Raw genomic sequence first — 22,900 nt, 5'->3', positions numbered from 1 at the left:
TCTCAGCCCTTGAGGGCTCCCGAGGTGAAGCCGCGGACGTAGTACCGCTGCAGGACGAGGAAGACCGCGACGCACGGCAGCGCGGAAACCACGACTCCCGCTTGCAGGGCCCCGAAGTCGACCGAGCCGAGGCTGCCGGACTGGAGGTTGAACAGCGCGACCGGCAGCGTGAACTTCTCGCCGTCGGTGAGGAAGATCAGCGGCGCGACGAACTCGTTCCACGCCGCCAGGAACGAGAACAGCGCGATGGTGACGATGCCGGGGAGCACCCCGCGCAGCAGCACCCGCCACAGCGCGCCGCCGGCCGAGCAGCCGTCGATCAGCGCCGCCTCTTCGAGCTCGATCGGCAGCGCTTCGAAGGAGTTGCGCATCATGAACAGCCCGAACGGCAGCTGGAGCACGGCGAGCACCAGCCCGAGCCCGATCAGCGAGTTCTGCAGGCCGAGCCAGCCGAGCAGGAGGTACAGCGGGACCAGGATCGTCGTGTACGGCACCATCAGGATGGCGAGGGTGACCAGGAAGAGCAGGTTGCGCCCGGGGAACGCGAGCCGGGCCATCGCGTAGCCGCCGAGCGTGGTCGTCACGACGGTCACGCTCACCGCGACCAGGGCGACGACCGTCGTGTTGAGCAGGTAGGTGCCGAGCCCGCTGCCGTAGTCCGCCAGCCGCCGGTAGTTGCCGGTCCCGGACTCCCCGGCCTGCCGGCCGGTGAGCGACGAGTAGAGCGTCCACAGCAGCGGCAGCAGGAACAGCACGGCCAGTGCCGCGCTCGTGACGTGCCGGCCCGCGCCCCGGATCACCGGCCCTCCCGGCGGATCAGGCGCAGCTGCGCGAAGTTCAGCACGATCAGCACGGCCAGCGTCGCCACCGAAACCGCGGCCGCCCGGCCGAGGTCCTGGGACAGGAACGCTTCGCGGTAGATGTCGATGACGACGGTGGCGGTGTCGTGCCGGCCGCCGGTGAGGATGAAGAACTGGTCGAACGCGAGCAGCGACCCGGTCAGCGACAGCACCATCGCGAGCGCGAGGGTCGGGCGCAGCAGCGGCAGCGTCACCCGCCACAGGATCTGCCGCCGGTTCGCCCCGTCGATCCGGGCGGCCTCGTACAGCTCCGGGTCGATGGCCTGCAGGCCGGTCATCAGGATGAGCATGTAGAACCCGGCGAACCGCCAGGTGATCATCCCGACCGTCGAGCCGAGCGAGCTGCCCTCCGAGCCGAGCCAGTCGACCCGGCCGAGGCCGAGGAAGCCGGCGACCTGGTTGAGCGCGGAGGAATCGGTGGTGAAGAGGCCGTAGAACAGCAGGCTCGTCGACGCGAGCCCGACCGCGCTGGGCAGGAAGAACACGGTGCGGACGAACCCGGTGCCCGGCCGGTCGTGCTGCACCAGCAGCGCCAGCCCGAACGCGACCAGCCCGAGCACCACCGTGGTCACCGCGGTGTACTTCAGCGTGAACCCCACCGCGCGCAGGAACAGCGGGTCGCTCAGCGCGGCGAAGTTCTCGACGCCGTTGGGCGCGGACGCGCCGACCAGCGGCCAGTGGTTGACCGACATCCACAGCATCAGCCCGAGCGGGACGACGAAGAAGACGGCGACCAGCACGGCCATCGGCGTGGCGTAGGCGATCCCCAGCCGGCGGCGGCCCCGGGCGATCGAGCCGCGGCGGCGGGGTTCCGGCGCCGTGGCTTCCGGCGCCGAAACCCGGGACGAGAGCACCGACACCATCGTCAGCCCCCGCCGGCGAGGGATTCGGTGACGGCCGCGTTGTGCTGCTTCAGGATCGACCCGACGTCGCCGCCGCCGAACACCGCGTCGATCACCGTCGCCGTCCAGGGTCCGTTGGTGTCGTTGAACGTCTTGCCGAAGTTGACCGAGATCGGCGTCTGGCCCTGGCCCGCGAGCCGGTTGAACACGCCGAGCCGGGGGTCCTGCTTGGCGTAGGTGTTGTCCGCGAGGTCGGTGCGGACGGTGATGTTCTTGCTCTTCGCGACGACGTCGACCTGGGCCTGCTCCGACAGCGTCCAGGCGATGAAGTCCCACGCGGCCGCGGCGTGCGCGCTGTTCCCGCCGATGCCGAGCACGTCCCCGCCGACGAACGACGAGCTGCCGCCCGTCAGCCCGGGGATCGGGGCGACGCCGACCTGCAGGTCCGGTCCTTCCTTGATGCCCTGCAGCGCGGTGGCGCCCATCGGCTGGATGCCGATCCTGCCGTCGAGGAACGGCTGCGTCCACGTCGGCCCGGACTCGTTCTTCGCCGACGGCGGCACGATCCCCTCGGTGTACAGCTGCCGCAGCAGCGCGTAAACCCGGGCCGCCTGGGGGTTGTCGAGCGTGGCGGCCGTGCCCTGCTCGTTGAGCACCGTGCCGCCGGAGGCCCAGATCATCGGCCAGCTGGTGAACAGCTGGCAGCCCGGGCAGGCGCCGCCGAAGAAGTACCCCTTGACGTCACCGCCGAGCGCGGCGACCTTGCGGGCGGCCGCGACGACTTCGTCCATCGTGGACGGTGGCTTCGCCGGGTCCAGGCCGGCGCGGGTGAAGAGGACCTTGTTGTAGAACAGCGCGGACAGGTCGATGTCGTGCGGCACGGCGTAGTGCTTGCCGCCGAAGGTCGCCGCCTTCATGTGCGCCGCGGCGAGGGTTCCCTTGAACGGCAGCTGGTTCACGCGGGCGGTGACGTCGAGGAACAGCCCCTTCGCCGCGTAGTTGGGCGCGTAGACGACGTCGGCGGCGAGGAGGTCCGGCAGCTGCCGGGCGCCGGCGGCGGTGCCGACCTTCTGCTGGTAGGAGTCGGCCGGGAAGACCGTCAGCTTGACCTTGTTCTTGTGGCTCGCGTTGTAGGCGTCGATCAGCGTCTGGCTGAAGGTGGCCGTCGGCGACCGGGTCCACATGGTGATGGTGGTGCCGTCGTCCACGCTCGCGGTGTCCCCCGCCGTCGTGGTGGCCGGGCCGCTCTGGCAGGCCGCGAGCAGCAGCGCGCCGGCAACGGCGGCCGCGGCCCTGGTCCGGGTGTGCGAAGTCATCGACTCTCCTAACGGGAGGCCGCTGCCTGCGGGGTGTCGAGGAGGCAACCGAGGAAAATTAGGAAACCGGTTGCCGAACCAAGCTAGGCGCTCGTTCGAGAGCGCGTCAAGGCCTTGTCACTCCTAGTCGGCGGCGTTACTTTTGGTCATCACCGAGCCCCGGGGGTACTGTTCGACCATGCCCCCGCGGAAACTTTCGGAAACTCCCGGAAACCTCGCCAAGCCGGCCACGATCAGCGAGGTCGCGCTGCTGGCCGGCGTCTCCGCCGGTACCGCGTCGAAGGCGCTCAACGGCCGCGGGTCGCTCCGGCCGGAGACCCGGCAGCGGGTGCTGGCCGCGGCCGAGCAGCTCGGCTTCGAGCCCAACCGCGCGGCCGTCACCCTGAACTCCGGCCGCACCTACACCGTCGGCATGATCACCACCGACACCATCGGCCGGTTCAGCATCCCGCTCATGATGGGCGCCGAGGACGCGCTGGGCGCCGGCGAGATGTCGGTCTTCCTCTGCGACGCCCGCGACGACCCGATCCGCGAGCAGTACTACCTGCGCACGCTGCTGTCGCGGCGGGTCGACGGCATCATCGTCACCGGCCGCCGGACCCAGGCCCGGCCGCCGATCGGCGCGGGGCTGCCGATCCCGGTCGTGTACGCGTTCATCAGCTCCGCCGACCCGCGGGACTGCTCGGTCGTGCCCGACGAGGCCGGCGGCGCCCGCAAGGCCGTCGAGCACCTCCTGGCCACCGGACGCCGCCGCGTCGCCCACATCACCGGGCCCGAGCACCACCACTCGGCCACGGTCCGCGCTTCGGCGGCCGTCGAGCGGCTCGAGGAAGCCGGGCTCGAGCTCGCCGGCACGCCGATGTTCGGTGAGTGGAGCGAAGCGTGGGGCCGGCAGGCGGTCCGGATGCTGCTGGGCGCGGAGACACCTTTCGACGCGGTGTTCTGCGGCAGCGACCAGATCGCCCGCGGTGCCGCCGACGCGCTGCAGGCGGCCGGGCGGCGCGTCCCCGGTGACGTCGCGCTGGTCGGCTTCGACAACTGGGACGTGATGGCGGCGGCCTGCCAGCCGCCGCTGACGAGCGTCGACATGGAACTGGAGGCGCTCGGGCGGACCGCCGCCGAGATGCTGCTGGCGGCGATCAACGGCGAACCCGCCCCCGGGCGGCACACCCGCCCGTGCCGCCTGGTGGTCCGGGATTCGACCGCCTGAGTCACCGCCTCGTCCACTGCTGGTTGGCCCCGCCGCCGCACGCCCAGAGGATGATCTTGGTGCCGTTCGCGGTGGCGGCACCGCTCGCGTCGAGGCACAGCCCGGACAGCGCGTTGGTGATGGTGCCGTTGGCGTTGAGCGCCCATTGCTGGTTGCGCTGGCCGTTGCAGTCCCAGATGACCACGGCCGTCCCGTTGGCGGTGCCGTTGTTGTAGGCGTCCAAGCACTTCGTGCCGTTGACGACGAGCTGGCCGCGCGCCGGGACCCACGTCTGGTTCGGTCCCGCGGCGCAGTCCCACAGCTGGGTCTGGACGCCGTTGGCGATGCTGTTGTCGTTCACATCGAGGCACCGACCCGACTGCGTGCCGGCCACCTGGACGCCGTTGCTCCCGGGCAAGGGCAGGACCGCGACGTCGGTGACCGTGCCCGTGAGCTTCAGGGTGTTCGTGCCCTTGCCCAGCGACACCACCGCCGAGACGGTCTCGGCCGCTCCCCCGGTCGCCGGGAAGGCGAGGGCGGTCGGCTGCTGGCCGTTCACCGCGAGGGTCGCGGCCTGCGGGGCGGTCGCGCTGTAGGTGAAGGTCGCGACGGCCAGCCCGGTGGCGGCCGCGGTGATCGTCGTGCCGTGCCTGGCCGCGGCGTCGGTGCCCTGAACGGTCAGCAATACCGAGTCATTGGCCGGCACGCTGACGCTGTAACCGGTGCTGTAGCTGCCTTTGTCGGCACCGGCCCACAGGTTCCGGACCTGGGCGGCGGCCGGGGTGAGGCCGAGATCGGCCCAGCGCGCGGTCATCGTCGCCGCCGAGGACGTCCGGTTGAGCAGCAGGACCGCGCGCTTGCCGGTCCCGCTCAGGACCTTGCCGTAGACCTGGAGACCGGCGGCGTCCTCGGCGACCTTGACCCCTTGCAGGCCACGGGAATCCTGGTCGACGGCGATGACTTCGCGGTTCTTGAGGATGCTCGCCGTTTCCGCGCTCATCGTCGCGAGGTTGTTGCCTGCCAGCAGCGACGCCCCGGAGACCGCCCACATCCCGAACTCGGTGCGCCCCTGCGCGGCGGAGAGGCCGGGCATCCCGACGGTGAGCATGTCGGGGTCGTTGACGTACCCGGTGTGCTGCGAGACGGGGTGCTGCGCCTGGTCGAAGTTGGTGAGCGCCTGCGGCAGGGTCGCGGTCTGGCCGTAGTAGATGATGTCCGTGCTGGTCCGCCACATGGGAGCCGTCCCGGGCCCCCAGTTCCACGGGTTCTTCTTGCCCCAGTCGCAGATCGACAGCGCGAGCGTCCGCCCGGTCTGCGCGGTCGCGGCCCGGTTGGCGTCGCTGATCGCCCGGTACGTGCTCGCCGGGTCGAGCCCTTCGGCGTCGCCGCCGCACCAGTCGACCTTGACGAAGTCGAAGCCCCAGCGCTGGAACTGCAGCATGTCCTGCAGGTAGTGGCCTTCGCTGCCGGAGCCGGGCGCCGCGGGGCGGCCGGTCGGGTAGTAGTAGCCGCACCCGTCGCGCCCGGCGTCGGTGTAGATCCCGGCCTTCAACCCCAGCTCGTGCAGGTAATCCGCGATGGCTGCCATGCCGCCGGGCCACTCGGCGGTGTCGACGGTGATGTTCCCGGCGCTGTCGCGGGTGCCCTGCCACCAGCCTTCGTCGATGTTGACGTAGCTGTAGCCGGCGTCCTTGAGTCCCGAGGACACCAGCGCGTCGGCCTGCGCTCTGATGACGCTGTAGTCGATTTTCGCGGCGAAGGTGTTCCACGACGCCCAGCCCATGACGGGCGGCGGCACCGCCGCTTCGGCCGTGACCGAAGCGGCGGCCGTTCCCGGGACGACGGCCCCGGCGAGCACCAGGACCACGGACAGCAACCAGCGCAGCTTCACGGCATCGCTCCGACCTCGTCGTCAGAATGTTAACGCTAACAAGCGTTGTCCGGCTTGCATTCTGAACGGCGCGGCGATCAGCCGTCAAGCGGCGAACGGCGGAACCGGGCGGCACCCACTCGCTGAGCCACTCCGCGGTCAGGTCCGCACACTCGATCACGATGGTCCCGCCGGTGAACTTGATCTCGTGCGAACAGCCACCGGCATTCGGCAGTATCTCGTCCAGCTGGAGGTCGCCGAGCCTCGGCGAGGCCGGCCACACGCGCCCACTCGAACCCGACCGGCTCGCATCGAGATCGATGTTCGTGACATCGTCGTACCGAATGAGCAGTCCCGAAGAGTGCTTGAACTCGTTCGGCAGGAGCGTCAGCTCGACCGCCAGCTTCGCGTACCCCGCCTCGCGAACGGCCAGCTGCCCCACCCGGAGATCCTTGACGCACCTCGCACTGTAGAAGTCGTAGTGCTCGGGGTCCGCGGCGAACGCGCGCGCCGTCCGGGAGAGCAAGTCCCGGCAGCTCGCGCAGATAGGGCTGCGGATCCAGGAAATTCACGACTTCGGCACCCTCGGCCCGCGTCACCCGCCCATAGCGCACCAACGATCATCGACACGCGGCCGACGGGCGTTACACGATGTCTAGCTTGCTATCTTGCTAGCATGCTAGGGTCGCGTCGTGGGCGATGAAGACGTCAAGCAGTTCAACGTGTACCTGCCGATCGGCCTGATCCGGCAGGTGAAGCACCGCGCCGTCGAAACGGAGCAGTCACTGTCGGCGCTCGTCGCCGAAGCGCTGCGCGCCTACCTCGGAACCGAAGAGGAGCACTGACATGACGACCGAAGGCATCGACGCCGTCTACCTGGAGACGCACAACTGGGGCAAGGCGGCCAAGTTCTTCCAGGAGCTGGGCTACGAAATCGACTTCGCGACCGACCACAACTCGGGGCTGCTCCGCAACGGCGAAGGCCCGTACCTGTTCATCGCCGAGGTGCCCGAGAGCCGCGAACCGCGGACGCAGGTCGTCTTCAAGGTGCCGGACGCCGAAGCGTTCCGGGCCGGCGACATCGTCGAAGTGGTCACCCCGTTCGAGGAAACCCACTACGGGACCCGCGAAATGACCGTCCGCGACCCCGACGGGCGGACGTGGACGCTGTCCGCGCCCGCGGCGGGCTGACGTGACCGCGCCGGACAGCACCGCGGTGCGGACCGCGTTGTGGCGGGCCCTGCACGTCGAGGTCGATCCGCGGCCGCACGTGTTCACCGACGAACTCGGCCTGCGCCTGGCCGATCCGGGCGCGGGCTGGCGGGACCGCGACGACATGGACCCGGCCACCGCCGGCCGCTACCGGGCCGGCATGGTCGCGCGGGCCCGGTTCGTCGAGGACCTGGTCGTCGAGCAGGCGGGCCGCGGGGTCGGCCAGTACGTCATCCTCGGCGCGGGTCTCGACACCTTCGCTTTGCGCCGCACGGAAATCGCGTCGCGGCTGCGCGTGTTCGAGGTCGACCGGCCGGGCCCGCAAGCCTGGAAACGCCGGCGGCTGGCCGAACTCGGCCTGGGCGTGCCCGAATGGCTGCGGCTGGTGCCGGTCGACTTCGAGGCCGCGTCGTGGTGGGACCGGCTCACGGAAGCGGGCTTCGCGACGGACGAACCGGCGGTCGTCGCGTCCACCGGCGTCAGCATGTACCTGTCGAAGGAGGCGAACGCGGCCACGCTGCGCCGGATCGCCGGGTTCGCCCCGGGCTCCACGCTGGCGATGACGTTCATGCTGCCGCCCGAGCTCCTCGGCGAAGACGAGCGCGCCCGGCACCGCGCCACAGCGGGCAAGGCGAAGGCGGCCGGCACGCCCTTCGTCAGCTCCTTCTCCCCCGCGGAAATCCTGGCGCTCGCCCGGGAAGCCGGGTTCCGCGAGGCGGTGCACGTCTCGGGAGCCGAGCTGGACGAGCGGTACTTCGCGGGCCGCGCGGACGGGCTGCGGATCGCGCGCGGCGAGGCGTTCCTCGTCGCTACGGCCGGGGCAGCTGCCCCAGGTAGGCCCGCAGCATCGTCTTGACCGGGTCCAGGAGCTCGGGCGCGCCGTCGCCGCGGAACGCTTCCTGGAGCACGGCGTCCGCGGCGAGGAACGCCGTGCGGCAGGCCACCGCGGCCGGGTAGTCGTCGCGCAGGAGGCGCTGCGCGACCAGGATGCGGTGCACGCCGGCGGCCATCACGCGCTTGTGCGCGCGGTCGGCCTCCCGGGCCCCGTCGGTGAGGCCGCGGCCGAGCCACAGGGCGCGGAACCCGGGTTCGGCGCGGTAGAGCCCGGCGAACGCGTCGACGAGCAGGCCGACCGGGTCGTCCCAGGTCTCCTCCTCCGCCCGCTCGGCGAAGGCGCCCATGAGCTCTTCCAGCCGGGCGAGGTACCCCTCGGCCAGCGCCTCGGTGATCGCCTCGCGGTCCGGCAGGTACTGGTACAGCGTCCCGACCGGGACGCCGGCCTCGGCGGCGACCCGGGTCGTCGTCAGCGCCTCGACGCCGTCTTCGGCGAGCAGGCGGTCGGCGGCCGCCAGCACCCTGGCCAGCTTCTCCCGCGAGCGCGCCTGGCGCGGCACCCGGCGCAGCCGGCCCTCGGTCATCCGCTCCCCAAACCTGAACGTGACTTTGTTTCGCATTTATCCTAGCCTCGGCGCATGGCAGTGGCGAGTTCGGCGCTCGACGAGGCGCGGCGATCGGTGGCGAGGGCCTGTCACGGGCTCGCGGGCGAAGGCCTGCTGATCGGCAGCGCGGGCAACGTGAGCGTCCGGGTGGGCGAGCACGTGGCGGTGACCGCGACCGGCGTCGTGCTGGGCCGGGCCACGGCGTACGACGTCACCGTCGTCGACCTGGACGGCGAGGTGGTCGCCGGCGAGCGGGCCCCGACCTCGGAACTGGAACTGCACCTGGGGATCTACCGGCGCTACGGCGCGGGCGCGGTGGTGCACACCCACTCCCCGCAGGCCACCGCGGTGTCCCTGGTGCTCGACGAGCTGCCCTGCGTCCACTACCAGCAGCTGGCCATCGGCGGCGCGATCCGGGTCGCGCCGTTCGCGGTGTTCGGGTCGGCGGAGCTGGCCGCGGAGACCCTCACGGCGCTCGCCGGCAAGTCCGCGGCGCTGCTGGCCAACCACGGCGCGGTCGCCCACGGCCCGACCCTCGAAGCCGCGGTCGACAACGCGCTGCTGCTCGAGTGGGCGTGCGGGCTGTACGTGCGGGCGGCGACGCTCGGCGCGCCGCGGGTCCTGGAGCCCGCGCAGCAGGAAGCCGTCGTGGCCGCGGCCCTGCGCCGGGGGTACGGCCGGTGACGCAGACGGTCGTGACGCTCGGGGCGCACGTGTTCGACGTGCAGGTCCGCCCGGTCGACGCCATCCCGGACGGCCAGGGCGCGACGCTGGTGGAGCAGATCCGGTTCGGCCCGGCGGGCACCGCCGCGGGCACGGCGGTCACGCTGGCCAAACTGGGTGCGGCGGTCCGCACGGCGGGCGCGATCGGCACCGACCCGGTCGGCGACCTGCTGCTGGCGATGCTCGCCCGCCACGGCGTCGACACGTCCCTGGTGCTGCGCCGCGACGGCGTGCAGACGTCGGCGTCGGTGCTGCCCATCCGCGCCGACGGCAGCCGGCCCGCCTTCCACGTCCCCGGCGCGAACCTGACCTACGAACCCTCGGACGCTCCCGCACCGGAGATCGCCCGCGCGACCCACCTGCACCTGGGCGGCCCGGAGCTGATGGGCGGCGAGAAGGCGGCGAAGATCCTGGCCCCGGCCCGCGCGGCGGGCGTGGTGACGTCGGCCGATCTGCTCGCCCCCGGCGACCCCGGCGTGCTGGCCTGGCTCGAGCCCGCGTTGTCCTCTTTGGACTACTTGCTACCGAACGAAGAACAGGTGCTGGGCTTGACGAACGCACCCACGCTCGAAGCCGGCGCCCGCGCACTGCTCGCCGCGGGAGTCGGCTGCGTGGCGGTCACTCGCGGCGAGCGCGGCGCCCTCGTGGTGACGGCGTCGGAGACTCTGGCGGTCCCCGCGTTCGCGGTCCCGGTGGTCGACACGACCGGCTGCGGCGACGCGTTCTCGGCGGGCTTCCTGCGCGGCCTGGGCCTCGGCCGTTCCCTCCGCGACGCGGCGGTGCTGGGCAGCGCGGCGGCGGCCCTGGTGGCCCAGGGCCTGGGCAGCGACCACGGCGACTTCGACCTCACCGCAGCGGACACCTTCGCCGCCACCACCCCCACCCTCACCTGACCCCCACTCCGCTCCCCCCACTCCGCTCCCCCCGCTCCGCCCGCGCCCAAAGCGCCCCAATGTGGCGTTGGGTGCGTCAGACGCACCCAATGTGGCGTTCGGTGCGTCCAGCGCACCGAACGCCACATTGGGGCGCATGCCCCGAGTGGTGGTGGCTGACGCATTCTTGCATCGTCACCCCTTGACTTGACGTTTTCCTGCATTCAGGATGCCTCTCGTGCAGATCGAAGGCAAGGCTCCTGAACTGGACCGCCGCATCGTCGCGGCCCTGCAGCTCAACGGGCGGGCGTCGTGGGGCGCCATCGCCCGGCACGTCGGAGCGAGCGAGTCCACCGTCCTCCGGCGCGCCGCGCAGCTCACCGACAGCGGGCGGCTCCGGGTGATCGGGGTCGTGGACGTGCTGCGGTGCGGCCTCGGCGTGCCGGTGCTCGCGCGGCTGCGGTGCCGGCCCGGTACGGCCGCCCGCGTGGCCGAGGCGCTCGCCGCGCGGCCTGAGGTGCGGTACGCGACCGTGCTCGCCGGCAGTGCCGACTGCTCCGCCGAGTTCGTGCTCCCGTCCTACCGCGACATCGCGCGGCTGCAGGAAAACGGCTTCCCCGGCGACGGCGACGTCCGCGGCGCCGAGACCTTCGCCGTGATGCGGACGTTCACCTCCAACCACGACTGGGACTCCGGCGAGCTGAGCCGCGAGGCCGTCGCGGAGCTGCGCGGCGGGGAGGTGCGGCCGTTCGAGGAGCAGCACTGGGAGCGCCCGCCCGAGCAGCTCGACGAGCTGGACCTCGCGATCTGCGCGGCGCTCGGCGAAGACGCGCGGGTGCCGTTCAAGGAAGTGTCCAAACTGGCCGGGACCAGCGAGTCCACTGTGGCCAGACGGGTCGACTCGCTGGTGCGCCGCGGGTGCCTGCGGTTCCGGACGCTCGCCGAGCCGGCGATGTTCGGCTACGCCCTGGAATTCATGCTCTGGCTCTCGGTGGTCCCCGGCGGGCTCGACCGCGCCGGGCAGCAGCTCGCCGCCCACCCCGGCACGAAGTACCTGAGCGCCACCACCGGCCGGTTCAACCTCGTCGGCCAGATCGTGCTGCGGCACTACGGCGAGCTGTACCGGCACACCACCGACGTCGTCGGCGCGCTGCCCGGGCTCCGGGAGGCCGACGTGACCCTGCAGGTTTCGACGCTCAAGCGCGCGTGGGCCCCGACGCCCGCCGCCAAGCTGGAGGACGCATGACCGAACAACCGTGGCAGTGGGACGAAGCGACCTGGCGCGGGCACGTCGAGCACGTCCGCGCGGGGCGCCCGCTGCGGCCGGCGGCGTGGCCCGGCGGCGCGAAGGTGGCGGTGGCGCTGTCCTTCGACTCCGACCACGAAACGCCCGCCCTGCGCGACGGCGAAGTCCTGCCCGGCAAGCTGGCCCAGGGCGAGTACGGCGCCCGCGTCGGCGTCCCCCGCATCCTGAAGCTCCTGCAGCGGCACGACGCACCCGCGTCGTTCTTCGTGCCCGCCGTGTCGGCGCTGCTGCACGACGGCGAAGTCAAGTCCTATGTGGACGCCGGGCACGAAGTCGCGCTGCACGGCTGGATCCACGAACGCAACACCGCGCTCACCGAGACCGAAGAGCGCGACCTCGCCTTCCGCGCCGCGGACGTGCTGGAACGGCTCGCCGGCACCCGGCCGACCGGCATCCGGACGCCGTCGTGGGACTTCTCCGCGCACACCCTCGCCATCACCCGCGAGCTGGGCCTGACCTACGACTCGTCGCTGATGGCCGACGACGACTGCTACGAACTCCTCGAGAACGGCGAGCCCACCGGGATCGTCGAGCTGCCGGTCGAGTGGATCCGCGACGACGCGCCGTACTTCATGATGGACCGGTTCGCGTCGCTGCGGCCCTACACCCCGCCGCGCGGCGTGCTCTCCATCTGGCGCGACGAGTTCGACGCCGCGTACGCCGAGGGCGGGATCTTCCAGCTCACGATGCACCCGCACATCATCGGGCACCGGTCCCGGCTCGCGATCCTCGCGGAACTGCTCGACCACATCGACGGCCACGAAGGCGTCTGGTACGCGACGCACGCCCAGATCGCCGGCCACGTCCTCCGGGAGCAGCCATGACCACTGTGGACACCGTCGTCAGCCACCGCTTGACGGCGCCGCAGCGCAAGGCGATCGTCGCCGGCGCCGTCGGCAACACCGTGGAGTGGGTCGACTGGGCCGTCTATGCGACCTTCGCCCCCGTCTTCGCCGGCCAATTCTTCGCCGGTGGCGACGAAACCACCGCACTGCTGTCCACTTTGGCCGTGTTCGCCGTCGGGTTCGTCATGCGCCCGATCGGCGGCGCGGTCCTGGGCGCCTACGCCGACCGCAAGGGCCGCAAGAAGGGCCTCACGCTCACCATCTCGCTGATGGCCGGAGCGTCGATCGTCATCGCGCTGTGCCCGACGTACGCGCAGATCGGTGTGCTGGCGCCGATCGTGCTGCTGCTCGCCCGGCTCGTGCAGGGCTTCTCGGCGGGCGGCGAATTCGGCTCCTCCTCGGCGTTCCTCATCGAGTCCGCGGCGCCCGGGCGCCGCGCGTTCGCCGGTTCGTGGCAGCAGGTCTCGGTCGGCCTGGGTTCGCTGATCGCCGCGCTGATGGGCACCATCCTCAACTCGACGCTGTCCGAGGGCGACCTGCACAGCTGGGGCTGGCGGCTCGCCTTCGGCATCGCCGGGCTGCTCGGCCTGGTCGGCCTGTGGCTGCGCGTGTCGGTCCACGAAACCGAGGCGTTCACCAAGATCTCCGCGAAGCCGCGGCGCAACCCGCTCGTCGCGATGCTGCGCGACCACCCGGGCGCGGCACTGCGCGTGGCCGGGGTAACCATCGCCGGCACGCTGATCTACTACGTGTGGGTTTCCTACATGCCCGCCTACGCCCACCTGAGCACCGGCATCCCGCTCAAGACGGCGCTGCTCGCCAACACCCTGGCCATGGTCGTGTTCATCGCGCTGCTGCCGTTCGGCGGCCTGCTGTCCGACCGGCTCGGGCGCAAGGCGACGATGACCGCGTTCGCCGCCGGGTTCGTGGTGTTCGCCTGGCCCGCGTTCCACTTCCTGGGCAACAGCTTCTGGAGCGTCTTCGTCGTCGAGCTGATCGGCCTGGTGCTGATCGTCGGCTACTCGGCGAACTGCGCGGTGATCATGGCCGAGCAGTTCCCGGCCGAGGTGCGCACGACCGGCATCGGCCTGCCGTACGCGCTCGCCGTGGCGCTCTTCGGCGGGACCGCGCCGTACGTGACGACCTGGCTCAACGCCCACCACCTCGGCCACCTGGTGTGGATCTACGTGGCGGCGGCCGCGCTCATCGGGGTCGCGGTCTACCTGACCATGCCCGAGACGAAGGGGAAGGAGCTGTAGTGCGGACCGTGCTCGTCACCGGCGCCGGCGGCGGGATCGGCGCGGCGATCGCCGCCCGGTTCGCCGCCGCGGGCGACCGCCTCGTCCTCACCGACCTCCGCCCGGCGGAACTGTCCACAGTGGCCACGGGGCTGGCCGCCGACGTCGTCGAGCTGCCCGGCGACCTCGCGGACGCGGAGTTCGCCGAGGGACTCGTCGACCGGGCCGGGCACGTCGACGTCCTGGTCAACGCCGCCGGGATCTACCCCGCCACTCCCCTGCTCGAAATGACCGCCGCGACGTGGGATCGCGTGCAGGACGTGAACGTCCGCGCCGCGCTGCTCACAACCGTCGCGTTCGGACGGTCGCACGTAGCCGCCGGAACCGCCGGTGCGGTCGTCAACATCTCCTCCGGCGCGGCGACCCGGGCGCGCCCCGGCGCCGCGCACTACGCGACGTCGAAGGCCGCGCTGGAGATGGTCACCAAGGCGTGCGCGGTGGAGCTCGGCCCGCACGGCATCCGTGTGAATGCCGTCAGCCCCGGTTTCGTCACCGTGGACAGCGAGGCCAACCCGGTCACCGAGGCCTACGCGGTCGCGGTGTCGGTCAACCCGCTCGGGCGCCGCGGCGAACCGCGGGAGATCGCCGACGCCGTGTTCTGGCTCGCCGGGCCGGAGGCGGCCTGGATCACCGGCGCCGTCCTGCGCGTCGACGGCGGGTCCACGGCGGGCGCGGCCGGCCTGCCGCTGCACTGGACCGGGGAAACCCCCGTGCAACAAGGAAAGGAAGCACATGTCTGACCGGCGCGCGTACACGGTGGTCGGCGGCGGCGCGATCGGCGGGACGCTCGCGTTCCACCTCGCGCGCGCGGGCCACCCGGTGTCCATCGTGGACGCCGACCCGGCGCACGTGGCCGCGATCACCGGCCGCGGGCTCACGCTGCGCCGCCCGGACGGCGACGAAACCGTCGAGCTGCCCGCGTTCGTGCCGGCCGACGCCCCGCCGGTACTCGGCCGGGTCCTGCTCGCCGTCAAGGCCCAAGCCACCGAGACCGTCCTGGACTGGCTGGCGCCGCGCTTGGCCGGCGACGGCTTCGTCGTGTCCCTGCAGAACGGGCTCAACGAGCCGCTGATCGCCGCCCGCGTCGGTCCGGACCGCACGGTCGGCGCGTTCGTGAACCTGTTCGCCGACGTCGTCGAACCCGGTGTCGTGCGGGACGGCGGCCTCGGTGCCCTGGTCGTCGGCGAACCCGACGGCCGGATCACGCCGCGGGTCGAGGAGGTCGTCGCGGACCTGCAGGCGTGGGGTCCGGCGAAGGCGACCGCCAACGTCGAGGGCTACCTGTGGGCGAAACTGGGCTTCGGCGCGATGCTCACCACGACCGCGCTCGCCGACGCGCCGATGGCCGACCTGATCGACCGGCACCGGCCGCTCATGCACGCGCTGGCGGCGGAAGTGTTCGCGGCGGCGGGCGACCGCACCCTCGAAGCGTTCGACCAGTTCGACCCGGCGGCGTACCTGCCGGGCGCGACCGGCCGCGAGGCGGCGACCGACCGGCTGGTCGCGTGGCTGCGGACCCAGCCGAAGGACCGCAGCGGCATCTGGCGCGACATCGCCGTGCGGCACCGGCCGGTCGAGGTCCACCACCACTACGCGCCGGTGCTCGCGGAAGCTCCCGTGCCGCTGCTGCGCGCGGTGCTGGACCGGCTGCGGGAAGTCGAAACCGGCGCCGCCGCGATGTCCGAAGACCACCTGACCGAACTGGAGCGAGCGCTGTGATCCGGGAACTGCACGAGTGGGTGCGCGCGCACCGCGACGACCTCCTCGCCGACATCGCCGCCTACGTCGGCATCGAGACGCCCAGCGACGACAAGTCCGCTTTGGACCGTGGACTGTCCTGGGTGGACGGCTGGCTGCGCACCCGCCTCGGCGCGCCCGAGCACGTCCGCGACGTCGACGGCGGGCGGTACGGCGACATCAGGGTCTACGACTTCGCCGGCACCGGCGAGCCGGTGCTGCTGCTCTGCCACTACGACACGGTGTGGCCGCTGGGCACCCTGGCGGAGTGGCCGTTCACCGTGGACGGCGACCGCGCGACCGGGCCGGGGATCTTCGACATGAAGTCAGGCCTGGTGCACGCGGTGTGGGCGCTGCGCGCGCTCGACGCCGCCGGGCTGGCGCGCCCGGCCGTGCGGCTGGTCCTCAACGGCGACGAGGAGATCGGCAGCCCGGCGTCGCGGCCGGTGATCGAGGAAGCCGCCGCGGGCACCCGCGCCACGCTGGTGTTCGAGGCGAGTGCCGACGGCGCGGTGAAGACCGCGCGCAAGGGCGTCGGCATCTTCCGGGTGCGCGCGACCGGTGTCGAGGCGCACGCCGGCCTGGACCCGGCGAAGGGCGCGAGCGCGGTCGACGAGCTGGCGCGGGCGATCCTGGCGCTGCACGGACTGTCCGATCCGGCCGCCGGCACGACGGTCAACGTCGGCGTGATCGACGGCGGCACGCGCTCCAACGTGATCGCGGGGACGGCGTCGGGCGAGATCGACGTCCGCGTTTCGAGCGCGGCCGAAGCGGCCCGCATCGACGCGGGCCTGGCCGCGCTCGAGCCCCACGACCCCCGAGCGGCCCTCACCCTCGAGGGCGGCTGGAACCGGCCGGTGATGGAACGCTCGGCCGCCATCGCGACGGTGTACGAACTGGCACGCGAGGAAGCGGCGGAGCTGGGCGTCACGCTGCGGGAGTGTTCGGTCGGTGGCGCGAGCGACGGCAACTTCGTGGCCGCGCTGGGCCACCCGGTCCTGGACGGCTTCGGCGCGGTCGGCGACGGCGCGCACGCGCGGCACGAGCACATCAGCGTCGAAGGGACGCTGGAGCGCACGGCGCTGGCCGCCGCCGTCCTGCACCGGCTCGCCGGTTGACCGGGGGCCGCCCGCCGCCTATACTGCTCTCGTAATGGAACCAGTTTCGAGGTGAGAGCGGTGCGGGACACGCGATCCGGCTGCCCCATCAACCTGTCGCTGGAGATCTTCGGCGACCGGTGGACGCTGCTCGTCCTGCGCGACGTCGTCTTCGGCGGCGCCCGGCACTTCCGCGAGCTGCTCGGCGGCGCCGAACGGATCTCGTCGAACGTGCTGGCCGACCGGCTCGCCGTGCTCGTCGAGCACGGGCTGCTCACCCGGGCCGGCGACCCGTCGCACAAGCAGAAGGTCACCTACAGCCTCACCGAGCGGGCGATCGAGCTCGTCCCGGTGCTCGTCCAGCTCAGCGCGTGGGGCGTCCGGCACCTGCCGGTCGCCGACGAATACGCCGCGCGCGCCGCGGTGCTCACCGACGGCGGTCCCCCGCGGTGGGAAGCCTTCATGGACGAACTGCGGGAGACCCACCTCGGAACCCGTCGCGCACCAGCGCCGGACGGACCCACCGTCGCGGCGCGCCTCGCGGCCGCCTACGCGGCGGCCCTTCCAGGCCGACGATCGGAGTGACGATGGAAACCCGGCTCGACGAACGGTTCAGCGACCCCGGCACCCGGGCCACGGACTGGGCCGAAACCGCACAGGCGCTCGAAGCGGCGCAGATCAGCTGGCTCACCACGGTGCGCGCCGACGGCCGGCCGCACGTCACGCCGCTGGTCGCGGTGCGGCTCGACGGCACCCTGCACTTCGCGACCGGCGAAACCGAGCAGAAGTACCTCAACCTGACCGCGAACCCGAACGTCGTGCTGACCACCGGCCGCGATTCCTGGGACGACGCGCTGGACGTCGTGGTCGAAGGCGTCGCCCGCCGCGTCACCGGCCGCGCGAAGCTCGACCGGCTCGCCGAAGCCTGGCTGGCCAAGTGGGACGGCAGCTGGGTCTACGAGGCCACCGACGACGGCTTCCGGCAGGGCGGCCACGACGCGGCGGTGTTCGCGGTCGAGCCGGCGAAGGTCCTCGCCTTCGGCCGCAAACGCACCACGACGGACGCCTCGATGCTGTCCACTGTGGAGTTCACCCACACCAGCCATTCACCCTCGGGCGGCTGACCGGCCGAGCACCCTGGCCAGTCCGCGCCGGGGTGCGCGGGCCCGCAGGCGGCCGGCGACCGCGTCCGCCAGCAGGGCACCGACCGTCTCGCGGGCACACGCCTTGTTCGTCCCGATGCCGCCCGACGGGCCGCGCTTGATCCACCCGGCCACGTACGTCCCGGGCGCGACCCGGCCCTCGACGTTCGGCACCGTCCCGGTTTCCGGGTCGAACGGCAGTCCGGCCACCGGCGCGCCGCGGAACCCGGCGGCTCGCACGACCCGGCCCGCCGGGATTTCGGCGCCTTCGGAAGTGACCACGCTCCGGACCTCGGTGTCGCCGGTGAACTCGACCGGCGAGGAGTGGAACCGCAGCACGATCCGGCGTCCGTCCGGAGGTGGCGAAGACCAGTCCACCGCCTCAAGCGGCAGGCCTCGGAGCAAGGTGGCTTTCCCGTCCCCGCCTTCGATCGCCGCGGCGACGCGCGGGTCGTGGCCGTCCACGACGAGGTCGCCCCGGGCGGCCAGCGCCAGCAGTTCCGAACGCGTGTACGCGGCGTCTTCGGGGCCGCGCCGGGCCAGCACCACGACCTCGCGCACCTTGCTCGACCGCAACCGGGTCAGGGCCGCGGGAGCGAGCGACGTCCCGGCCAGCGACGCCGGGTCGGCGGTCAGGATCCGCGCGATGTCGAGGGCGACGTTGCCGGTGCCCACCACGACCACCCGCTCGGCCGAGAGGTCGACGGCGTCCGGCTCGACGTCCGGGTGGCCGTTGTACCAGCCGACCACCGACGCCGCCGGGAGGCTGCCGGGCAGGTCTTCGCCGGGGATCCCGAGGGGGCGGGCCTCCGTGGCGCCGACCGCGTAGATCACCGCGTCGTGCCGCGTGGCGAGTTCCGGGCCCGCTTCGACGCCGAGCCGCAGGCGGAGCCGCGGGTGGTCGTGGAAGCGCGCGAACGTCTCGCCGATCTTCTTCGTCGACGGGTGGTCGGGCGCGACGCCGTAGCGGATCAGCCCGCCCGCCTCGGCCAGCCGGTCGACGAGGGTGACCCGGGAATTGGTGTGCAGCAACAGGTCCTCGACCGCGTACATGCCGGCCGGGCCGGTGCCGACGACCGCGACGTCCAGCGGCGCGAAGTCGCTCGGGAGGATCCGGGCGAACGACGGCGGCGCCCACCGGTGGAAGTTCGGCGCGACGGTGGCTTCGGCCAGCACGTCCCGCTCCGCGTAGTACTCCGCGTTGAGCTCCGGGTAGACCGCGAGCGGCCCGGTCAGGGCCCCGGCCGGGAAGATCGCGTCGACCGGGCAGGCGTCGGCGCAGGCCCCGCAGTCGATGCACGTGCCCGGGTCGACGTAGAGCATGTCGGTCGTCCCGAAGTCCGGCTCGTCCGGCGTCGGGTGGATGCAGTTGACCGGGCAGACCGACACGCAGGACGCGTCGGCGCAGCAGGTCTGCGTGATCGCGAAGGCCATGTCAGATCAGGTTCGCGCGCTTGTAGAACCACAGCGACGGCTTGGTCAGCAGCCCGGCCGAGTGCAGGAACTCCATCAGCCCGGAGCAGCTCGAGCGCAGCATCGACTTGTGGTGCTCGTTCGCCTTCGCCTCGCGCCGCGCCCGCTTGCCGTCCAGCCCGGCGTTCTCGTACACCTTGGCGTTCACCATGCTGGTGACGATGAAGTACGACGCGACCGCGACGACGAAGCCGTTGATCTGGCGGCGCAGCCGGCCGGCGCCCTTCAGCCGCTCACGGGTCTCCTCGCGGGCGAACTTCATGTGCCGCGATTCCTCGACGACGTGGATGTTGTTGATGGTCCGCACGAACGGGACCACTCGCTCGTCCCGCATCCAGTCCCGCTGCATGACGTCGAGGACCTCCTCGGCGACGAGGATCGCCGCGTAGGCGGCTTCCCCGGTCGCGGTGGCCTTGAAGATCCGGCCCAGCTCGACGACGAACCGGCGCGGCCGGTACGCGGGCGCCCGCAGCTTGGCGGCGCCGCGGGCGAACATGATCGAGTGGCGGCACTCGTCGGCGATCTCGGTCAGCGCCCACTGGAACGCCGGGTCGGTCGGGTCCTTGGCGTAGAAGTCGCGCAGCACCATCTGCTGGAGGATCATCTCGAACCAGATCCCGGTGCTCGCCACCGACGCCGCCTCCTGGCGGGTCAGCTCACGCTGCTGCTCCGGGGTCATGTCCGCCCAGTAGGAGGTCCCGTAGAGCGTGCTCCACTCCGGGCTCGCGCCGTGGTAGTCCGTGTCCAGCGGCGTCTCCCAGTCGACCTCCTTGACGGGGTCGTAGGAGAGCTGCTCGGACGAGTCGAGCAGGCGCCGCGCCACGGTCTCCCGGTCCGACACGCCCGCTTCGCCGATGCTCGTCATGGCCGGCCTCCTCGTCAGGTGTTACCGAAGTTCACTGTTACCAACCGTAACACATACTTGTACGCCCTCTGGAGACCATTTGAGTGAACAGTCGTACACTCGGCGAGTGAAACCGCTGCCGTACGGCTCGGGGCTGCTCGGCCCACTCGACCAGAACGTCCCCGCGCTGCGACGGCGGGTCCAGCGGCTGCTCACGGCCGCGTTGATCGCCACCAACGTCATCGGCGCGCTGGTCGTCGTCGGGCTGGCGGCGCTGCTCATGCCGGCGCCCGGGATGTCGGGCGACCTCGTCCGGGTGACGGCGATCGCGGTCCCCGTGTACGTCGCTTCGGCGGTCGTCGTCGGCACGCTGTGGGGTACCGGCGGCGCGCTGCGGACGCTGCGCTGGGCGGCCGAGGGACGCCGGCCCACCGACGCCGAACGCACCGCGAGCCTGCGCGTCCCGCTGCGCCTCACCGTGGTCCAGGCCGTGCTGTGGGGCGTCGCGACGCTGCTGTTCGGCGGGCTCGCGGCGCTCGTGCAGCCGTCGGTCGTGCTGACCGAGCTGCTGGTCGTCGCCTTCGCCGCCGTCGTCGTCTGCGCCATCGCCTACCTGTTCGGCGAGTTCGCGCTGCGGCCGTACGCGGCGCTGGCGCTGGCGGGCACGACGCCGCCGCGCCCGGTCACCGGCGGCGTCAACCTGCGGATGCTGCTGTTCTGGGGCCTCGGTACCGGGGTGCCGGTGGCCGGGCTGGTGGTGACCGCGGTGCTGGCCTGGGTCCGCGGCGACGTGTCGACCACGAAGCTCGCGGTGTCGGTGATCGCCCTCGGGCTGGTCGTGCTGTGCTTCGGCCTGCTGGTCACGGTGTTCACCGCCCGCGCGGTGGTCAACCCGATCACCGCGGTCCAGGACGCGCTGGGCCGCGTCCGGGCCGGCGACTTCGCGGTGGAGATCCCGGTCTACGACGGCACCGAGCTCGGCCTGCTGCAGGCCGGGTTCAACGGGATGGCGGCCGGGCTGGCCGAGCGCGAGCGGCTGCGCGACCTGTTCGGCAGGCACGTCGGCCACGAGGTCGCGATCGAGGCCATGCGCACGGCCACCGAGCTGGGCGGCACGGTGCGGACGGTGTCGGTGCTGTTCGTCGACCTCGTCGGGTCGACCGCGCTCGCCGCGAGCCGCCCGCCGGAGGAGGTCGTGGACCTGCTCAACCGGTTCTTCGCCGTCGTGGTCGACGAGGTCGACCGGCACCACGGGCTGCTCAACAAATTCGTCGGCGACGCCGCGCTGGCGGTCTTCGGCGCCCCCGCCCCGCTCGGCGACCACGCGACGTGCGCACTGGCCGCCGGCCGCGCGATCGCCCGCCGCCTGGCCGCGGAGGTCCCGGACGGCCCGGCCGGCATCGGCGTGGCCACCGGCGACGCGGTCGCGGGCAACGTCGGCGACCCGCGCCGCTTCGAGTACACGGTGATCGGCGACCCGGTCAACGAGGCCGCCCGGCTGACCGAACTGGCGAAGAACGCACCCGCCCGCCTCCTCGCGTCCTGGACGGCGGTCGAGTCCGCCACGGAAACCGAGGCGGCCCAGTGGGTGGCGAAGGACGAAGTGGTGCTGCGCGGCCGCGCCCGGCCCACCACCCTCGCGTCGCCGAGGACCTAGCGCGGGTGTCCCACGGCCCAAGCGCCCCAATGTGGCGTTCGGTGCGTCCAGCGCACCCAATGTGGCGTTCGGTGCGTCCAGCGCACCCAACGCCACATTGGGGCGCATTGCCCGGACGCGCGCACCTAGCGGCGGGGGTCGATGTGGACCTTCGGGCCGGCGCCGCCGGGCCGCTCGCCCGCCAGCACCGCGCCCACCTCGTCGAGGCCGACCGTCGCCCCCACCAGGGGCCGCGGGTCGACCGCTCCGCTCGCGTACGCCTCGATCGTCTCCGCCAGCCCCGGTGACGCCGACAGGACGCCGACCGCCGTGACGTCCTTGAAGACCAGCGCACGCGTGTCCACCCGGCTGGGGTCGCCCGACAGGCCGATGCAGACGACCCGCCCGGCGGGCTCCACGAGGTCCACGGCGAGCGCGGGCGCGCCGGCCGCGCCGGTGGCGTCGACGACCGCGTCGAAGGGCAGGTCCGGCAGCGTGTCGCGGGTCCAGACGCCGGTGAAACCCAGGCTCCGCGGGAAGTCCGGGCCGGCCACGCCCATCAGGTGCACCTCGGCACCCGCGGCCCGCAGGAACATCGCCGTCAGCAGCCCGATCGTCCCCGGCCCGAGCACGAGCGCCCGGTCCCCCGGCCCGGCGCCGGACGCCCGCGCCGCGCGCAGGGCGTTGCCGCCGGGTTCGACCAGGGCGCCGAGGACGGCGTCGACCGAGTCCGGCAACGCGTGCAGCGACCACGCCGGGACGGCGAGCCGCTCCGCCAGCGCGCCGGGCCGGCCCCCGCGGATGCCGACCTCCTCGCGCTGCTCACAGGTGTGCTGGTGGCCTTTCCGGCAGCGGCGGCACGTCCGGTCGCCGAGCATCGTGTCGCCCATGACCCGGCGGCCGAGCCAGGCGGGGTCGACGCCGTCCCCCACCGCCGAGACCGTGCCCGCCCATTCGTGCCCGAGCCGCATCGGGTAGGCGGCGTGGCCGTCGTGCAGGTAGGGCATCTCGCCGGTGAAGAACTCGACATCGGTGCCGCACACGCCGGCGCGTTCGACGTCGACGACGACCTCACCCGGCAACGCCACCGGTGACGGCACCTCCTGCACGGAGTACTCGCGGGGCCCGGTGAGCACGAACGCCCGCATGATCGAAGACATGGGTGCATGCTCGCACGCTTGCCTTTTTCTTGACACCTG

At 72.4% G+C, this 22,900-nt stretch carries 23 protein-coding genes; 15 read left to right on the top strand and 8 right to left on the bottom strand.

Going from position 1 to position 22,900, the window contains the following annotated elements:
* Window positions 1–2 precede the first annotated feature (2 nt).
* Genes AB5J73_RS30855 through AB5J73_RS30845 form a run of 3 tightly spaced genes read right to left on the bottom strand, consistent with a single transcriptional unit; the run spans window position 3 to window position 3,018 of the window.
* Window positions 3–800 carry a carbohydrate ABC transporter permease gene (locus tag AB5J73_RS30855; RefSeq protein ID WP_370962181.1) on the bottom strand — a complete coding sequence of 266 codons (798 nt, stop codon included), beginning with the start codon at window positions 798–800 and terminating at the stop codon, window positions 3–5.
* On the bottom strand, window positions 797–1,723 hold the full coding sequence (locus tag AB5J73_RS30850) for a carbohydrate ABC transporter permease (protein WP_370962180.1): 927 nt from the start codon (window positions 1,721–1,723) through the stop codon (window positions 797–799). Before AB5J73_RS30850 ends, AB5J73_RS30855 begins: the two co-directional genes overlap by 4 nt.
* A gap of 2 nt (window positions 1,724–1,725) precedes the next feature.
* A complete protein-coding gene (locus tag AB5J73_RS30845) occupies window positions 1,726–3,018 on the bottom strand; it encodes a sugar ABC transporter substrate-binding protein (protein ID WP_370962179.1) in 1,293 nt (430 codons plus the stop codon).
* A 178-nt stretch (window positions 3,019–3,196) separates the two neighbouring features.
* Between AB5J73_RS30845 and AB5J73_RS30840 the strand changes: the two genes are divergently transcribed.
* Entirely contained in the window at window positions 3,197–4,228 is a 1,032-nt protein-coding gene (locus AB5J73_RS30840) for a LacI family DNA-binding transcriptional regulator (protein WP_370962178.1), read from the top strand.
* Window position 4,229: 1 nt separating this feature from the next.
* Here the strand turns inward: AB5J73_RS30840 and AB5J73_RS30835 are convergent, their stop codons facing one another.
* Window positions 4,230–6,098, bottom strand: a complete 1,869-nt coding sequence (locus AB5J73_RS30835) for an RICIN domain-containing protein (RefSeq protein WP_370962177.1) — start codon at window positions 6,096–6,098, stop codon at window positions 4,230–4,232.
* Window positions 6,099–6,769: 671 nt separating this feature from the next.
* On the opposite strand from AB5J73_RS30835, the gene AB5J73_RS30830 reads away from it, so the two are divergent.
* From AB5J73_RS30830 to AB5J73_RS30820, 3 genes are read left to right on the top strand one after another with little or no spacing between them, the layout of a single operon-like run.
* Window positions 6,770–6,922, top strand: coding sequence for a CopG family transcriptional regulator (locus AB5J73_RS30830; RefSeq protein WP_370962176.1), 153 nt, complete (start codon window positions 6,770–6,772; stop codon window positions 6,920–6,922).
* 1 nt (window position 6,923) lies between these two features.
* Entirely contained in the window at window positions 6,924–7,268 is a 345-nt protein-coding gene (locus AB5J73_RS30825; RefSeq protein WP_370962175.1) for a VOC family protein, read from the top strand.
* Window position 7,269: 1 nt separating this feature from the next.
* Window positions 7,270–8,145, top strand: coding sequence for a class I SAM-dependent methyltransferase (locus AB5J73_RS30820; RefSeq protein ID WP_370962174.1), 876 nt, complete (start codon window positions 7,270–7,272; stop codon window positions 8,143–8,145).
* Here the strand turns inward: AB5J73_RS30820 and AB5J73_RS30815 are convergent.
* On the bottom strand, window positions 8,099–8,707 hold the full coding sequence (locus AB5J73_RS30815) for a TetR/AcrR family transcriptional regulator (RefSeq protein WP_370962173.1): 609 nt from the start codon (window positions 8,705–8,707) through the stop codon (window positions 8,099–8,101). The two genes, AB5J73_RS30820 and AB5J73_RS30815, sit on opposite strands and share 47 nt — an antisense overlap.
* Before the next feature lie 54 nt (window positions 8,708–8,761).
* On the opposite strand from AB5J73_RS30815, the gene AB5J73_RS30810 reads away from it, so the two are divergent.
* The 10 genes from AB5J73_RS30810 (at window position 8,762) to AB5J73_RS30765 (ending at window position 17,730) form a co-directional block, all read left to right on the top strand.
* A complete protein-coding gene (locus AB5J73_RS30810) occupies window positions 8,762–9,412 on the top strand; it encodes a class II aldolase/adducin family protein (protein WP_370962172.1) in 651 nt (216 codons plus the stop codon).
* Entirely contained in the window at window positions 9,409–10,344 is a 936-nt protein-coding gene (locus AB5J73_RS30805; RefSeq protein ID WP_370962171.1) for a carbohydrate kinase family protein, read from the top strand. The genes AB5J73_RS30810 and AB5J73_RS30805 overlap by 4 nt, the downstream gene beginning before the upstream one ends.
* Before the next feature lie 217 nt (window positions 10,345–10,561).
* On the top strand, window positions 10,562–11,569 hold the full coding sequence (locus tag AB5J73_RS30800; RefSeq protein WP_370962170.1) for an Lrp/AsnC family transcriptional regulator: 1,008 nt from the start codon (window positions 10,562–10,564) through the stop codon (window positions 11,567–11,569).
* Complete coding sequence (locus tag AB5J73_RS30795; protein WP_370962169.1) at window positions 11,566–12,453, top strand: polysaccharide deacetylase; 888 nt, start codon at window positions 11,566–11,568, stop codon at window positions 12,451–12,453. The genes AB5J73_RS30800 and AB5J73_RS30795 overlap by 4 nt, the downstream gene beginning before the upstream one ends.
* Window positions 12,450–13,733, top strand: coding sequence for an MFS transporter (locus AB5J73_RS30790; protein ID WP_370962168.1), 1,284 nt, complete (start codon window positions 12,450–12,452; stop codon window positions 13,731–13,733). The genes AB5J73_RS30795 and AB5J73_RS30790 overlap by 4 nt, the downstream gene beginning before the upstream one ends.
* A complete protein-coding gene (locus AB5J73_RS30785; protein ID WP_370962167.1) occupies window positions 13,733–14,512 on the top strand; it encodes an SDR family NAD(P)-dependent oxidoreductase in 780 nt (259 codons plus the stop codon). Before AB5J73_RS30790 ends, AB5J73_RS30785 begins: the two co-directional genes overlap by 1 nt.
* A complete protein-coding gene (locus AB5J73_RS30780) occupies window positions 14,505–15,491 on the top strand; it encodes a ketopantoate reductase family protein (RefSeq protein WP_370962166.1) in 987 nt (328 codons plus the stop codon). Before AB5J73_RS30785 ends, AB5J73_RS30780 begins: the two co-directional genes overlap by 8 nt.
* A complete protein-coding gene (locus AB5J73_RS30775; RefSeq protein ID WP_370962165.1) occupies window positions 15,488–16,627 on the top strand; it encodes a M20 family metallopeptidase in 1,140 nt (379 codons plus the stop codon). The genes AB5J73_RS30780 and AB5J73_RS30775 overlap by 4 nt, the downstream gene beginning before the upstream one ends.
* 60 nt (window positions 16,628–16,687) lie before the next feature.
* A complete protein-coding gene (locus AB5J73_RS30770; RefSeq protein WP_370962164.1) occupies window positions 16,688–17,191 on the top strand; it encodes a winged helix-turn-helix transcriptional regulator in 504 nt (167 codons plus the stop codon).
* A gap of 2 nt (window positions 17,192–17,193) precedes the next feature.
* On the top strand, window positions 17,194–17,730 hold the full coding sequence (locus tag AB5J73_RS30765; RefSeq protein WP_370962163.1) for a pyridoxamine 5'-phosphate oxidase family protein: 537 nt from the start codon (window positions 17,194–17,196) through the stop codon (window positions 17,728–17,730).
* On the opposite strand, the gene AB5J73_RS30760 is transcribed toward AB5J73_RS30765, so the two are convergent.
* Both AB5J73_RS30760 and AB5J73_RS30755 read right to left on the bottom strand, forming a co-directional pair.
* A complete protein-coding gene (locus AB5J73_RS30760) occupies window positions 17,713–19,182 on the bottom strand; it encodes an FAD-dependent oxidoreductase (protein ID WP_370962162.1) in 1,470 nt (489 codons plus the stop codon). The two genes, AB5J73_RS30765 and AB5J73_RS30760, sit on opposite strands and share 18 nt — an antisense overlap.
* A gap of 1 nt (window position 19,183) precedes the next feature.
* Window positions 19,184–20,086, bottom strand: a complete 903-nt coding sequence (locus tag AB5J73_RS30755; RefSeq protein WP_370962161.1) for a diiron oxygenase — start codon at window positions 20,084–20,086, stop codon at window positions 19,184–19,186.
* Between the two features lie 106 nt (window positions 20,087–20,192).
* Here AB5J73_RS30755 and AB5J73_RS30750 point away from each other — a divergent pair, with 106 nt between their 5' ends.
* On the top strand, window positions 20,193–21,722 hold the full coding sequence (locus tag AB5J73_RS30750) for an adenylate/guanylate cyclase domain-containing protein (RefSeq protein ID WP_370962160.1): 1,530 nt from the start codon (window positions 20,193–20,195) through the stop codon (window positions 21,720–21,722).
* A 125-nt stretch (window positions 21,723–21,847) separates the two neighbouring features.
* Here AB5J73_RS30750 and AB5J73_RS30745 read toward each other — a convergent pair whose 3' ends face one another.
* On the bottom strand, window positions 21,848–22,861 hold the full coding sequence (locus tag AB5J73_RS30745) for a zinc-binding dehydrogenase (RefSeq protein WP_370962159.1): 1,014 nt from the start codon (window positions 22,859–22,861) through the stop codon (window positions 21,848–21,850).
* Window positions 22,862–22,900 lie beyond the last annotated feature (39 nt).

The sequence above is a fragment of the Amycolatopsis sp. cg9 genome (assembly GCF_041346945.1).
Lineage (GTDB): Bacteria > Actinomycetota > Actinomycetes > Mycobacteriales > Pseudonocardiaceae > Amycolatopsis.
This window is presented reverse-complemented; position numbering and strand designations above follow the sequence as displayed.